This is a genomic window from Streptomyces sp. NPDC048191, from assembly GCF_040652655.1.
Classification (GTDB): Bacteria; Actinomycetota; Actinomycetes; order Streptomycetales; family Streptomycetaceae; genus Streptomyces.
Genome location: NZ_JBEZMO010000001.1, coordinates 221,855 through 236,464 on the forward strand (window position 1 = coordinate 221,855; position 14,610 = coordinate 236,464).

Annotated in this window: 9 protein-coding genes and 1 tRNA gene; all 10 read left to right on the forward strand. The window is 68.7% G+C overall.

Annotated elements, in window-relative coordinates:
* The first annotated feature begins 216 nt into the window (after positions 1-216).
* The 10 genes from dnaA to AB0D93_RS01080 all read left to right on the forward strand — a co-directional run bounded on the left by dnaA (position 217) and on the right by AB0D93_RS01080 (position 14,510).
* Positions 217-2,235: a chromosomal replication initiator protein DnaA gene (dnaA, locus tag AB0D93_RS01035; protein WP_362110763.1), complete on the forward strand. Its 2,019-nt coding sequence runs from the start codon at positions 217-219 to the stop codon at positions 2,233-2,235.
* Between the two features lie 955 nt (positions 2,236-3,190).
* Entirely contained in the window at positions 3,191-4,321 is a 1,131-nt protein-coding gene (gene dnaN, locus AB0D93_RS01040) for a DNA polymerase III subunit beta (protein WP_362110766.1), read from the forward strand.
* A gap of 220 nt (positions 4,322-4,541) precedes the next feature.
* Complete coding sequence (gene gnd, locus AB0D93_RS01045) at positions 4,542-5,417, forward strand: phosphogluconate dehydrogenase (NAD(+)-dependent, decarboxylating) (protein ID WP_362110770.1); 876 nt, start codon at positions 4,542-4,544, stop codon at positions 5,415-5,417.
* Between the two features lie 64 nt (positions 5,418-5,481).
* Positions 5,482-6,603 carry a DNA replication/repair protein RecF gene (gene recF / locus AB0D93_RS01050; protein WP_362110773.1) on the forward strand — a complete coding sequence of 374 codons (1,122 nt, stop codon included), beginning with the start codon at positions 5,482-5,484 and terminating at the stop codon, positions 6,601-6,603.
* Complete coding sequence (locus AB0D93_RS01055) at positions 6,600-7,145, forward strand: DciA family protein (protein ID WP_362110776.1); 546 nt, start codon at positions 6,600-6,602, stop codon at positions 7,143-7,145. The genes recF and AB0D93_RS01055 overlap by 4 nt, the downstream gene beginning before the upstream one ends.
* A gap of 373 nt (positions 7,146-7,518) precedes the next feature.
* Positions 7,519-9,615, forward strand: a complete 2,097-nt coding sequence (gene gyrB, locus AB0D93_RS01060; RefSeq protein WP_362110779.1) for a DNA topoisomerase (ATP-hydrolyzing) subunit B — start codon at positions 7,519-7,521, stop codon at positions 9,613-9,615.
* Positions 9,616-9,657: 42 nt separating this feature from the next.
* A complete protein-coding gene (gyrA, locus tag AB0D93_RS01065) occupies positions 9,658-12,252 on the forward strand; it encodes a DNA gyrase subunit A (protein ID WP_362110782.1) in 2,595 nt (864 codons plus the stop codon).
* An 18-nt stretch (positions 12,253-12,270) separates the two neighbouring features.
* Positions 12,271-13,005: a DUF3566 domain-containing protein gene (locus tag AB0D93_RS01070; protein ID WP_362110785.1), complete on the forward strand. Its 735-nt coding sequence runs from the start codon at positions 12,271-12,273 to the stop codon at positions 13,003-13,005.
* A 121-nt stretch (positions 13,006-13,126) separates the two neighbouring features.
* Positions 13,127-13,203 (forward strand) — tRNA-Ile (locus AB0D93_RS01075).
* Positions 13,204-13,358: 155 nt separating this feature from the next.
* On the forward strand, positions 13,359-14,510 hold the full coding sequence (locus tag AB0D93_RS01080) for a glutathione-independent formaldehyde dehydrogenase (protein ID WP_362110788.1): 1,152 nt from the start codon (positions 13,359-13,361) through the stop codon (positions 14,508-14,510).
* Positions 14,511-14,610 lie beyond the last annotated feature (100 nt).

Below are 14,610 nucleotides of genomic sequence, written 5' to 3' on the forward strand. Positions count from 1 at the left end.
CTGCGCCATCCGGTCAAACCAGGGGTCACCGGGAGACACTATCCACAGGCTGGGGACAACAACTTGAACCGTACCCGCCGCGCTGACTACCGTGGCTGAACTCCGATTCGTTCTTTTGTCCCCCGCCCCGGCGGGTTTGACCCACCGAACACCCGAAGTACACCCCGACCCGTCCCGCGATCACACGTTCGTGGGACCTGTGAGAGAGCGTGCCCTGTGGCTGACGTACCTGCCGATCTTGCCGCAGTGTGGCCGCGAGTACTGGATCAGCTCCTCGGAGAGGGCCGCGGACAGGGTGTCGAGGCGAAGGACGAGCACTGGATCCGCCGCTGCCAGCCTCTCGCGCTGGTCGCGGACACCGCTCTGCTCGCCGTACCGAACGAATTCGCGAAAGGCGTACTGGAGGGCCGTCTCGCGCCGATCGTCAGCGAGACCCTGAGCCGCGAGTGCGGCCGCCCCATCCGTATCGCGATCACTGTGGACGACTCCGCCGGCGAGCCGCCGGCTCCCGCGGCGCCGGTGCAGCAGGCGCCCAAACCGCGCTACGAGGAGCCGGAGCTGCCGGCGGGCCCGTCGTACGAGGACCGTTCCTACGAGGAGCGGCCGTACGAAGAAAGGCCGTACGAGGGCTACGGCCGCCACCGCGGGCCCGAGCAGCCGCCTGCCGAGCCGCAGTCCCGCACCGAGCAGCTGCCCCCCGGCCGCGCGGACCAGCTCCCCGTCGTACGCCCGGCGTATCCCTCCGAGTACCAGCGCCGGGAGCCCGGCGCCTGGCCGCGGCCCACGCAGGACGAGTACGGCTGGCAGCAGCCCCGCCTCGGCTTCCCCGAGCGCGACCCCTACGCCTCGCCGTCGTCCCAGGACGCCTACGGGTCCGGTCCGGACTCCTACGGTTCGCACTCCTCGGACTACCGCTCGCAGAACATCGACCGGCCGTCGTACGAGCAGCAGCGCGGCGAGTACGACAGCCCGCGCGCCGACTACGACTCCGCGCGGCCGGACTATGACTCCCCGCGCCCTGAGTACGACGCGTCCCGCACCGAGTACGACCAGCGCGACCCGGTCCGCCGTGAGCTGCCCGAGCAGCCGACGGGTGGCGGCCCGGCGCACCGCGGCGGCCCCGGCCGGCCGGACCTGCCCGCGACCGGCGCCCCCGGCCCACTGGCCGCGCAGCCCGCGCCGGCGAGCGGCCCCGGTGAACCGACCGCACGGCTGAACCCGAAGTACCTCTTCGACACGTTCGTCATCGGTGCCTCCAACCGGTTCGCACACGCGGCCGCGGTGGCCGTCGCCGAGGCACCCGCGAAGGCGTACAACCCCCTTTTCATCTACGGGGAGTCGGGACTCGGCAAGACCCATCTGCTGCACGCCATCGGGCACTACGCGCGCAGCCTCTACCCGGGCACGCGCGTGCGGTACGTCAGCTCGGAGGAGTTCACCAACGAGTTCATCAACTCCATCCGCGACGGCAAGGGCGACAGCTTCCGCAAGCGCTACCGCGAGATGGACATCCTGCTCGTCGACGACATCCAGTTCCTCGCGGACAAGGAGTCGACGCAGGAGGAGTTCTTCCACACCTTCAACACCCTCCACAACGCCAACAAGCAGATCGTGCTGTCCAGCGACCGGCCGCCCAAGCAGCTGGTCACGCTGGAGGACCGGCTGCGGAACCGTTTCGAGTGGGGCCTGATCACCGACGTCCAGCCGCCCGAGCTGGAGACGCGCATCGCGATCCTGCGCAAGAAGGCGGTGCAGGAACAGCTCAACGCCCCGCCGGAGGTGCTGGAGTTCATCGCCTCCCGGATCTCACGGAACATCCGTGAGCTGGAGGGCGCACTGATCCGCGTGACGGCGTTCGCCTCCCTCAACCGGCAGCCGGTGGACCTCGGCCTGACCGAGATCGTCCTGAAGGACCTGATCCCCGGCGGCGAGGACAGCGCGCCCGAGATCACGGCCACGGCGATCATGGGGGCCACCGCCGACTACTTCGGGCTGACGGTGGAGGACCTGTGCGGTACCTCGCGCGGCCGCGCGCTGGTCACCGCGCGGCAGATCGCCATGTACCTGTGCCGTGAGCTCACCGATCTCTCGCTGCCGAAGATCGGTGCGCAGTTCGGGGGGCGTGACCACACGACCGTCATGCACGCCGACCGCAAGATCCGCGCGCTGATGGCCGAGCGGCGCTCCATCTACAACCAGGTCACCGAGCTGACGAACCGCATCAAGAACGGCTGACGGCAGCTGGGCCGGCGCACGCCGACATCGAGGGCGCCTTCGGGACACGACTTCTGAGGGCGCCCTCCGGCATGTCCTGAGGGCGCCCCTCGGCATGGTCGCCGTTCGCGCCCGCGCGGTGCCGCTCGCGCACGCCCCGGCGGCTGTGGAAGGGCGTTCCGTGGGCTGGGCGGTGTTTCCCGTTCGCCACCCTGTGTTCGATTACCTGCCGAGTTACGGCCACTCTCCACAGATTCGCTGAGTTTCTTCCGTCCACATCCTGGGGACCGTGGAGTTGTCCCGAACGGCGTCCACAGGGAGCCTGTTCATACGACGTTCGTCCAGCTCAGCTGCCTGTGGAATCGTGGACGAATGATCTCCACAGGTTGTGGACGAAGCGGAGATCCACAGGCTGTGCACGAGGTTTTCCACGCACGACCCACAGGCTGGAGCCGGTTGTCCCCAATGATCACGGGCTTCTCCACATGGCTGTCCACTGTTCGGCAACGCGACGCACCCGCTCACCGCCTCGAGTGAAAGCCGTCACACGAAGGTGCCGGATTGGGGTGTGGGAAACGTGGGTAAACCTGGGGACGCAGCTGGGGAGAACTGCCCTCGGGCTGTGGGCGGTGTGTGCAGAACTTTCCGTTCTCCACAGAGACCCCTGGTTGTCCACCGCCTCCGCCCACAGGGCCAGTGGACAAAATTCCGGCTCTGAGCTGGGAAAACGTGGTTATCCACGGTATCCACAGCCCCTACTACTACTCCCGACTAGAGAGAGTTCGGCAATCGCTTTGAAGCGGGGGCTGTGCACAACTCGCTGTCTCGCGTCCGGCTGCCTCCCGGACCGACTTGACCCCGACGGGCACCTACTGTCAGTGCGGTGCGTCAGACTGGTCCCCGGTGTCCTGCCCTTCGCAGTGGGCGGTGACACCGAGTCGGAGGACTCAGTAGCAACAGCAGGAGGCGGCTTACGGTGAAGATCCGGGTGGAACGCGACGTACTCGCGGAGGCAGTGGCGTGGGCGGCACGCAGCCTCCCGGCCCGTCCGCCGGCGCCTGTCCTCGCCGGCCTCCTCCTCAAGGCCGAGGACGGCCAGCTGAGCCTGTCGAGCTTCGACTACGAGGTCTCCGCGCGGGTGTCCGTGGAAGCCGAGGTCGAGGAGGAGGGCACCGTCCTCGTCTCCGGCCGGCTGCTCGCCGACATCTCGCGCGCCCTCCCCAACCGGCCGGTGGAGATTTCCACAGACGGTGTACGGGCGACCGTGGTCTGTGGGTCCTCCCGCTTCACCCTGCACACACTGCCTGTGGAGGAGTACCCGGCGCTGCCGCAGATGCCGAACGCCACCGGCACCGTCCCCGGCGAGGTCTTCGCGGCCGCCGCGTCCCAGGTGGCCATCGCCGCCGGCCGTGACGACACGCTGCCCGTCCTCACCGGTGTGCGCATCGAGATCGAGGGCGACACGGTCACCCTGGCCTCCACCGACCGCTACCGCTTCGCCGTCCGCGAGTTCCTGTGGAAGCCGGAGAACCCGGACGCCTCCGCGGTCGCCCTGGTCCCGGCCAAGACGCTCCTGGACACCGCCAAGTCGCTCGGTGCCGGTGACAGCGTGACCCTGGCGCTGTCGGGCTCGGGCGCGGGCGAGGGATTGATCGGTTTCGAGGGCGCCGGGCGTCGTACGACCACGCGCCTGCTCGAGGGCGACCTGCCGAAGTACCGCACGCTGTTCCCGACCGAGTTCAACTCCGTCGCCGTGATCGAGACCGCGCCGTTCGTGGAGGCCGTCAAGCGTGTGGCGCTGGTGGCCGAGCGGAACACCCCGGTGCGGCTGAGCTTCGAGCAGGGTGTGCTCATCCTGGAGGCCGGCTCCAGCGACGACGCACAGGCTGTGGAAAGGGTCGACGCCCAGTTGGAGGGCGACGACATCTCCATCGCCTTCAACCCGACGTTCCTGCTGGACGGTCTGAGCGCGATCGACTCCCCGGTGGCCCAGCTGTCGTTCACGACGTCCACGAAGCCGGCGCTGCTCAGCGGCAAGCCGGCGGTGGATGCCGAGGCCGACGACGCGTACAAGTACCTGATCATGCCGGTGCGGCTCAGCGGCTGACCGGTTGTCCACAGCTGTTGACGGTTCCGGGTGCCTGTTGTGGGTGCCCGGTGCTGTCGCCGGGCGGGGACCGACGCGACTGTCCACAGCTGTGCAATCCGCAGGTCAGGGGCCCAACGCATGAGCGCGTATGCCCACAACTGTGCGTGAAGGGGCGGGTTTAGGCTCGCCTTCGGCACCTCGTGCCTCTCACGCCACAGCGACCTAAGGAACACAACTGATGGAGCTCGGTCTCGTCGGCCTCGGCAAGATGGGCGGCAACATGCGCGAGCGGATCCGCCGCGCGGGCCACACCGTGATCGGATACGACCGCAACGCGGACCTCGCGGATGTCCACAGCCTGGAAGAGCTTGTGGGCAAGCTCAGCGGTCCGCGCGTGGTCTGGGTGATGGTCCCGGCCGGCGAGCCCACTCAGTCGACCGTCGACCAGCTGGCCGAGCTGCTGGAGCCCGGCGACGTGGTCGTGGACGGCGGTAACTCCCGCTGGACGGACGACGAGAAGCACGCCGAGGAACTCGCGGCCAAGGGCATAGGCTTCGTCGACTGCGGCGTCTCCGGCGGCGTCTGGGGGCTGGAGAACGGCTACGCCCTGATGTACGGCGGCGACGCCGAGAACGTCGCCAAGGTGCAGCCCGTCTTCGACGCGCTCAAGCCCGAGGGCGACTTCGGCTCGGTGCACGCCGGCAAGGTCGGTGCGGGCCACTTCGCGAAGATGGTCCACAACGGCATCGAGTACGCGATGATGCAGGCCTACGCCGAGGGCTGGGAGCTGCTGGAGAAGGTCGACTCCGTGGAGAACGTCCGCGAGGTCTTCCGCTCCTGGCAGGAGGGCACCGTCATCCGCTCCTGGCTGCTCGACCTCGCGGTCAACGCGCTGGACGACGACGAGCACCTGGAGGGCCTGCGCGGTTATGCACAGGACTCCGGTGAGGGACGCTGGACTGTGGAGGCCGCGATCGACAACGCGGTGCCGCTGCCGGCGATCACCGCGTCGCTGTTCGCGCGGTTCGCCTCCCGGCAGGAGGACTCGCCGCAGATGAAGATGATCGCCGCGCTGCGCAACCAGTTCGGCGGGCACGCCGTAGAGAAGAAGTAATCCACAGGGTCGCTCCCGCGATCCACAGTCCGACAGCACTCTGGGGAAGGCCGGCGAAACGACCATGCACGTCACGCATCTTTCGCTGGCCGACTTCCGCTCGTACGCCCGGGCCGAGGTTCCGCTCGACCCGGGCGTCACCGCCTTCGTCGGGCCCAACGGGCAGGGCAAGACCAACCTGGTCGAGGCCGTCGGGTACCTGGCCACCCTGGGCAGCCACCGGGTCGCCTCCGACGCACCCCTCGTCCGCATGGGCGCCGAGCGCGCCGTCATCCGGGCGCAGGTGCGGCAGGGCGACCGGCAGCAGCTCGTCGAGCTGGAGCTGAACCCCGGCAAGGCCAACCGCGCCCGCGTCAACCGGTCCTCGCAGGTCAGACCGAGGGACGTGCTGGGAATCGTACGGACCGTGCTGTTCGCGCCCGAGGATCTCGCGCTGGTGAAGGGGGACCCCGGGGAGCGGCGGCGATTCCTCGACGAGCTGATCACCGCCCGGTCGCCGCGGATGGCCGCGGTGCGCTCCGACTACGAGCGTGTCCTCAAGCAGCGCAACACGCTTCTCAAGACGGCCGCCCTGGCGCGCCGGCACGGCGGGCGGTCCATGGACCTCTCCACGCTGGACGTGTGGGACCAGCACCTCGCGCGCGCGGGCGCCGAGCTGCTCGCCCAGCGGCTGGACCTGATCGCCGCGCTGCAGCCGCTGGCCGACAAGGCGTACGAGCAGCTGGCCCCCGGTGGTGGGCCGCTGGCGCTGGAGTACAGGCCGTCGGCGCCCGGTGACGCCCACGCGCGCGAGGATCTCCACGTCCAGCTGATGGCGGCGCTGGCGGAGGCGCGCAAGCAGGAGATCGAGCGCGGGGTGACCCTCGTCGGCCCCCACCGGGACGATTTGATTCTCAAACTCGGTCAGCTGCCCGCCAAGGGGTACGCCTCGCACGGCGAGTCCTGGTCCTACGCGCTCGCTCTGCGGCTGGCCTCCTACGACCTGCTGCGGGCCGAGGGCAACGAGCCGGTGCTGGTCCTGGACGACGTCTTCGCCGAGCTGGACGCGCGCCGCCGGGAGCGGCTGGCCGAGCTGGTCGCGCCCGGCGAGCAGGTGCTGGTCACCGCGGCCGTGGACGACGACGTACCGCAGGTACTGGCCGGGGCGCGGTACACCGTGTCCGGGGGGACGGTGGAGCGCGTATGAGCGCCGACGAACCCGCCCCGAAGGATCCGAAGAAGGCTCCGGAACCCTCCGGTGTGGACCTCGCGCGCGTGGCGTTGCGCGCGGCGAAGGAGCAGGCACGCGCGCGTGGTGACGCGGCGCGGCAGAAGAAGCAGGCCCGGCGTGGTGGCGGGCTGCGCTCCGGCGCGCGCGCCGACGGCCGCGACCCGATGGCGCTGGGTGCCGCGATCAACCGGCTGCTGACCGAGCGCGGCTGGGAGACGCCCGCGGCGGTGGGCGGGGTGATGGGCCGCTGGCCGCAGATCGTCGGCGAGGACCTGGCCAAGCACTGTGTGCCACAGCGGTACGACGAGGACGAGCGGGTGCTGGTCGTGCAGTGCGACTCCACGGCCTGGGCGACCCAACTGCGCCACCTCGCGCCGGCGCTGGTCGCCCGGCTCAACGAGGACCTGGGGCACGGCACCGTACGGATGATCAAGGTGCTCAATCCCGGCGGTCCGGCCCGTCGCTACGGCCCGCTGCGGGCTCCGGGGAGCACCGGACCCGGCGATACGTACGGGTGACGTACCTCACGTCGAAGGGTCGTCCGGGGGTGTCGGCGTGCCCGCGTGCACGCCTGTGGACGGCCCCCGTCCCGCGTGCACATCGCCATCTGACCCCCCAGTAGCCAAGGGTTGACGGCTCGAAGCGCTGAGTGCCGCTGTGAGCCCCTTGGAGCCCCCATCCGTATATCGGGACCCGATCGAGGCCGGTTCAGGGCGGCACATGGGGACTCAGGTACCGGCAAACCCCCATCGATGTCAGAGCTACCGGTAGACTGGAAGACAATCCCGCCCCAATGTGGGGACCGCCCGGGAAAAGCTGAGCAACGCTGATCAAGGCTTACCACCGCTACATGCCGCAGCCGCTCCGGCAACCTGCCGACGAGCCCGGCTCGTGCTGTGCCAGAAAGGGCGCTTCGTGGCCGATTCCGGCAACCCCAACGAGAACATCCCGTCCACCGACGCCGGCGTGAACGGCGAGCCTGCCGAGGCCCCCGTGAACGCCGAGGCCACCGCCTCGGCTTCGTACGACGCCAGCGCCATCACCGTGCTCGAAGGGCTGGACGCGGTCCGCAAGCGGCCCGGCATGTACATCGGTTCCACGGGCGAGCGCGGCCTGCACCACCTGGTGTACGAGGTCGTCGACAACTCGGTCGACGAGGCGCTGGCCGGGTACGCCGACACGATCGACGTCACGATCCTCGCCGACGGCGGCGTCCGGGTCGTCGACAACGGCCGTGGCATCCCCGTGGGCATCGTGCCCTCCGAGGGCAAGCCGGCCGTGGAGGTCGTGCTGACCGTGCTGCACGCGGGCGGCAAGTTCGGCGGCGGCGGTTACGCCGTCTCCGGCGGTCTGCACGGCGTGGGTGTGTCCGTCGTGAACGCGCTGTCCACGAAGGTCTCCGTCGAGATCAGGACCGACGGCCACCGCTGGACGCAGGACTACAAGCTCGGCGTCCCGACGGCCCCGCTCGACCAGCACGAGGCCACGGACGAGACCGGCACCTCGGTCACCTTCTGGGCCGACCCGGACATCTTCGAGACCACCGAGTACTCCTTCGAGACGCTGTCGCGGCGTTTCCAGGAGATGGCGTTCCTCAACAAGGGCCTGACGATCCGGCTGACCGACGAGCGTGAGTCGGCGAAGGCGGTCGCAGGGGCCGACGAGGCGGGCGCGGACGAGAAGGCCGAGGTCAAGACCGTCACGTACTACTACGAGGGCGGCATCGTCGACTTCGTGAAGTACCTCAACTCCCGCAAGGGAGAGGTGGTGCACCCCACCGTCATCGACCTGGAGGCGGAGGACAAGGACAAGAGCCTGTCCCTCGAGGTCGCGATGCAGTGGAACAGCGGCTACAGCGAGGGCGTGTACTCGTTCGCCAACATCATCCACACCCACGAGGGCGGTACGCACGAGGAGGGCTTCCGCGCGGCCCTCACGAGCCTGATCAACAAGTACGCGCGCGACAAGAAGCTGCTGCGCGAGAAGGACGACAACCTCACCGGTGACGACATCCGTGAGGGTCTGACCGCGATCATCTCGGTCAAGCTGAGCGAGCCGCAGTTCGAGGGCCAGACCAAGACCAAGCTGGGCAACACGGAGGCCAAGACCTTCGTGCAGAGGGCGGTCTACGAACACCTCAACGACTGGCTGGACCGCAACCCGGTCGAGGCGGCGGACATCGTCCGCAAGGGCATCCAGGCGGCCACCGCGCGCGTGGCGGCCCGCAAGGCGCGCGACCTGACCCGCCGCAAGGGGCTGCTGGAGTCGGCGTCCCTGCCGGGCAAGCTCTCCGACTGCCAGTCGAACGACCCCACCAAGTGCGAGATCTTCATCGTCGAGGGTGACTCCGCCGGCGGCTCGGCCAAGTCCGGCCGCAACCCGCAGTATCAGGCGATCCTCCCGATCCGAGGCAAGATCCTCAACGTCGAGAAGGCGCGGATCGACAAGATCCTGCAGAACCAGGAGATCCAGGCGCTGATCTCGGCCTTCGGCACGGGTGTGCACGAGGACTTCGACATCGAGAAGCTCCGCTATCACAAGATCATCCTGATGGCGGACGCCGACGTCGACGGCCAGCACATCAGCACCCTGCTGCTGACCTTCCTGTTCCGCTTCATGCGGCCGCTGGTCGAGGCCGGACACGTGTACCTGTCCCGTCCCCCGCTGTACAAGATCAAGTGGGGCCGGGACGACGTGGAGTACGCGTACTCCGACCGCGAGCGCGACGCACTGATCGAGATGGGCCGCCAGCGCGGCAAGCGCGTGCGCGAGGACTCGATCCAGCGCTTCAAGGGTCTCGGCGAGATGAACGCCGAGGAGCTGCGCGTGACCACGATGGACCAGGAGCACCGGGTCCTCGGCCAGGTGACCCTGGACGACGCCGCCCAGGCCGACGACCTGTTCTCGGTCCTCATGGGCGAGGACGTCGAGGCGCGCCGCCAGTTCATCCAGCGCAACGCCAAGGACGTCCGCTTCCTCGACATCTGAGTCGGTCTCAGCTGACCGCACCAGGAAGGATCTTCACCAGCAATGGCCGACGAGAACACTCCAGAGACTCCTGAGACCGAGGGCGAACTCGCCATGCGCGTCGAGCCCGTCGGGCTCGAGACGGAGATGCAGCGCTCGTACCTGGACTACGCGATGTCCGTCATCGTGTCCCGTGCGCTGCCCGACGTCCGGGACGGCCTCAAGCCCGTCCACCGGCGCGTGCTGTACGCGATGTACGACGGCGGCTACCGCCCCGACCGCGGCTTCTACAAGTGCGCCCGTGTCGTCGGTGACGTCATGGGCAACTACCACCCGCACGGCGACAGTTCGATCTACGACGCCCTGGTCCGCCTCGCGCAGCCGTGGTCGATGCGGATGCCGCTGGTGGACTCCAACGGCAACTTCGGCTCCCCGGGCAACGACCCGGCGGCCGCCATGCGGTACACCGAGTGCAAGATGGCGCCGCTGTCGATGGAGATGGTCCGCGACATCGACGAGGAGACCGTCGACTTCACGGACAACTACGACGGCCGCTCCCAGGAGCCGACCGTCCTGCCGGCCCGTTTCCCGAACCTGCTGATCAACGGCTCGGCCGGCATCGCGGTCGGCATGGCGACCAACATCCCGCCGCACAACCTGCGCGAGGTCGCGGCCGGTGCCCAGTGGTACCTGGAGAACCCCGACGTCTCGCACGAGGAGCTGCTGGACGCGCTCATGGAGCGCATCAAGGGCCCGGACTTCCCGACCGGAGCCCTGGTGGTGGGCCGCAAGGGCATCGAGGAGGCGTACCGCACCGGGCGCGGCTCCATCACGATGCGCGCGGTGGTCGAGGTCGAGGAGATCCAGGGCCGCCAGTGCCTGGTCGTGACCGAGCTGCCGTACCAGGTGAATCCCGACAACCTGGCGCAGAAGATCGCCGACCTGGTGAAGGACGGCAAGATCGGCGGCATCGCGGACGTCCGCGACGAGACGTCGTCCCGTACGGGCCAGCGCCTGGTGATCGTCCTCAAGCGGGACGCGGTCGCCAAGGTCGTGCTGAACAACCTGTACAAGCACACCGACCTGCAGACGAACTTCGGCGCCAACATGCTGGCGCTGGTCGACGGCGTGCCGCGCACGCTGTCCCTCGACGCGTTCATCCGCCACTGGGTGACGCACCAGATCGAGGTCATCGTCCGCCGGACCCGCTTCCGGCTGCGCAAGGCCGAGGAGCGGGCGCACATCCTGCGCGGTCTGCTGAAGGCGCTGGACGCGATCGACGAGGTCATCGCGCTGATCCGGCGCAGCGAGACCGTCGACGTCGCGCGCAGCGGCCTGATGGGCCTGCTGGAGATCGACGAGATCCAGGCCAACGCGATCCTCGAGATGCAGCTGCGGCGGCTGGCGGCCCTGGAGCGGCAGAAGATCGTCCAGGAGCACGACGAACTCCAGGCGAAGATCAACGAGTACAACGAGATCCTCGCCTCCCCGGTCCGCCAACGCGGGATCGTCAGCGAGGAGCTGGCCGCGATCGTCGAGAAGTACGGCGACGACCGGCAGACCAAGCTGATCCCGTACGAGGGCGACATGTCCATCGAGGACCTGATCGCCGAGGAGGACATCGTCGTCACGGTCACGCGCGGCGGCTACGTCAAGCGGACCAAGACGGACGACTACCGGGCGCAGAAGCGCGGCGGCAAGGGCGTACGCGGCACGAAGCTGAAGGAAGACGACATCGTCGACCACTTCTTCGTCTCCACCACCCACCACTGGCTGCTGTTCTTCACAAACAAGGGCCGGGTGTACCGGGCGAAGGCGTACGAGCTCCCCGAGGCCGGCCGGGACGCCCGCGGCCAGCACGTGGCGAACCTGCTCGCCTTCCAGCCGGACGAGGCGATCGCCGAGATCCTCGCGATCCGTGACTACGAGGCGGCGCCGTACCTGGTGCTGGCCACCAAGTCCGGTCTGGTCAAGAAGACGCCTCTGAAGGATTACGATTCGCCCCGCTCCGGCGGTGTGATCGCGATCAACCTGCGTGAGCGCGAGGGCGGCAGCGACGACGAGCTGATCGGTGCCGAACTGGTCTCGGCGGACGACGATCTGCTTCTGATCAGCAAGAAGGCACAGTCGATCAGGTTCACCGCCTCCGACGAGTCGCTGCGCCCGATGGGCCGCGCCACGTCCGGTGTGAAGGGCATGAGTTTCCGTGAGGGCGATGAACTTCTGTCGATGAATGTTGTTCGGCCCGGTACGTTCGTGTTCACTGCCACAGACGGCGGGTACGCGAAGCGGACCGCCGTCGACGAGTACCGCGTCCAGGGCCGCGGCGGCCTCGGTATCAAGGCCGCCAAGATCGTGGAGGACCGTGGTTCGCTCGTCGGGGCGCTGGTCGTCGAGGAGAGTGACGAGATCCTCGCGATCACCCTCTCTGGCGGTGTGATTCGCACGCGGGTCAGCGAAGTCAGGGAGACGGGCCGTGACACCATGGGCGTCCAACTGATCAACCTGGGCAAGCGCGATGCCGTGGTCGGTATCGCACGTAACGCCGAGGCGGGGCGCGAGGCGGAGGAGGTCGACGGCGAGGACGCTGTCGACGAGACCGCCGAGGATGCCGCGACCACCGGCGTGGACGAGGGTGAGGCGCCCTCGGCCGAGTAGCACGAGGAGAGAGTCATCGTGAGCGGAGCCACGGGCGCCGGATCGGCCGGTACCCCCAGGGGTACGGAAACGGGCGGCGGCGGCCGTGGCTCCGCCGCGTACGGTGCGGGCGCGGGGAGCACGACCGACCCGCACACGACCAACCTGAAGCCGGTGAAGGCGTCCGAGAAGGGCTCCTCCGGCACGTCTGGATCCCAGGGGGGAACTGTGACGGACACCCGAGGCCCTGCCGCGGCCGGCGAGGCACAGTCGTCGTCCCCGCTCCCCGGGGAGCGGCGCCCGGAGCAGCCCGCCGGGCCGTACCACCCGCCGCAGGCCTATCCGGCGCAGCCCCCGGCCGAGGCCGTACGGCGGCCCCGTACCGGCGCCCGGACGGCGCCGCGCACCCGCAAGGCGCGGCTGCGGGTGGCCAAGGCCGACCCGTGGTCGGTGATGAAGGTCAGCTTCCTGCTCTCCATCGCGCTCGGCATCTGCACGATCGTCGCCTCGGCGGTGCTGTGGATGGTCATGGACGCGATGGGCGTGTTCTCGACGGTGGGCGGCACGATCTCGGAGGCGACGGGCTCGAACGAGGCGAACGGCTTTGACCTGCAGTCGTTCCTCTCGCTCCCCCACGTCCTGATGTTCACGACGATCATCGCGGTCATCGACGTCGTCCTGGCCACGGCGCTCGCGACGCTCGGCGCGTTCGTCTACAACCTCTCCGCGAGCTTCGTGGGCGGCATCGAGCTGACCCTGGCGGAGGACGAGTGAGGCGGTCCGGACGCCCTGCGGGCCCCTGACCTGACGGTCCCCCGACAACCGATTTTGGGACTGACGTGGTCGTGCGCTAATCTTCAGGAGTCAGCGCGCGGGACACACCGCACAGCGCGGCGGGGCTATAGCTCAGTTGGTTAGAGCGCATCCCTGATAAGGATGAGGCCACAGGTTCAAATCCTGTTAGCCCCACCAGCGAAAAGACCCCCAACCGATCATGGTTGGGGGTCTTTTGACATCACCGGGCGGTGGGCGTTCCCTGGAAGTACCGGCGGTGAAGCGAGCGTGCGTCCCCCGGCCGCGGCCTTCCTCGCCGCCGTCATCCAGCGCTCTATGCGGAGGTGGCTGAGGTGAAAGCCGTCGTTTATGAGAAGCCGTTCAGCGTGACGGTCAGGGATGTCGACGATCCGCGGATCCAGCATCCCAACGATGTGCTGGTGCGGGTCACGTCGAGCGCGATCTGCGGCTCGGACCTGCACATGTACGAGGGTCGCACGGCGGCCGAGGCGGGCATCGTCTTCGGGCACGAGAACCTCGGCGTCATCGAGGAGACCGGCTCCGGTGTGACCTCCCTCGCCAAGGGAGACCGCGTGGTGATGCCGTTCAATGTCGCCTGCGGATTCTGCAAGAACTGCCTCGCCGAGAAGACCGGCTTCTGCCTGACGGTCAATCCGGGCTTCGCCGGCGGAGCGTACGGCTATGTGGCCATGGGCCCGTACAAGGGCGGTCAGGCGGAGCTGCTGCGGGTGCCCTTCGCCGACTTCAACTGTCTGAAACTGCCGCCGGGCAACGACTTCGAGACCGACTTCGTGCTGCTCGCCGACATCTTCCCGACCGGCTACCACGGCTGCGAACTCGCCCAGGTGTCGCCCGGCGAGAGCGTGGCCGTCTTCGGTGCCGGGCCCGTGGGGCTGATGGCCGCCTACTCCGCGCTGCTGCGCGGTGCGGCGAAGGTGTTCTCGGTGGACCGGGTGCCCGAACGGCTTGCCAAGGCGGAGGAGATCGGGGCGATCCCCATCGACTTCACCAAGGGCGACCCGGCCGAGCAGATCAAGGAGCAGACGGCCGGTGAGGGAACCGACAAGGGCGTGGACGCCGTCGGCTACCAGGCCCAGGCACACGACGCCAGCCACGAGGAACCGGCGGTCGTCCTGAACTCCCTCGTGGAGACGGTACGGCCGACCGGCATGCTCGGCGTGCCGGGGCTGTACGTGCCCTCCGACCCGGGCGGCCCCGACGAGCACGCCAAGCACGGCCAGCTGCTGGTCTCCATCGGCCGGATGTTCGAGAAGGGCCAGCAGATGGGCACCGGCCAGTGCAACGTCAAGCGGTACAACCGGCAGCTGCGCGACCTGATCATCGCCGGGCGGGCCAAGCCCAGCTTCGTGGTATCCCACGAGCTGCCGCTGGAGGACGCACCGCAGGCCTACGAGAAGTTCGACAAGCGGATCGAGGGCTACACCAAGGTCGTCCTGCATCCGGGGCACGCCCTCGCCGCCTGAGGCAGGGGGTCCGAGCCGACGAAAAGGCCCGATCGCTGGCGACGGGGGATGCACCAGCGATCGGGCTATGGCCAAGGGTAACAAGACCGGACGCCTCGCG

Bases quoted from the DNA above. Each gene is read 5' to 3' on its own strand.
- recF (WP_362110773.1), top strand. From the start codon at position 5,482: ATGCACGTCACGCATCTTTCGCTGGCCGACTTCCGCTCGTACGCCCGG.
- AB0D93_RS01055 (WP_362110776.1), top strand. From the start codon at position 6,600: ATGAGCGCCGACGAACCCGCCCCGAAGGATCCGAAGAAGGCTCCGGAA.
- gnd (WP_362110770.1), top strand. From the start codon at position 4,542: ATGGAGCTCGGTCTCGTCGGCCTCGGCAAGATGGGCGGCAACATGCGC.
- gyrA (WP_362110782.1), top strand. From the start codon at position 9,658: ATGGCCGACGAGAACACTCCAGAGACTCCTGAGACCGAGGGCGAACTC.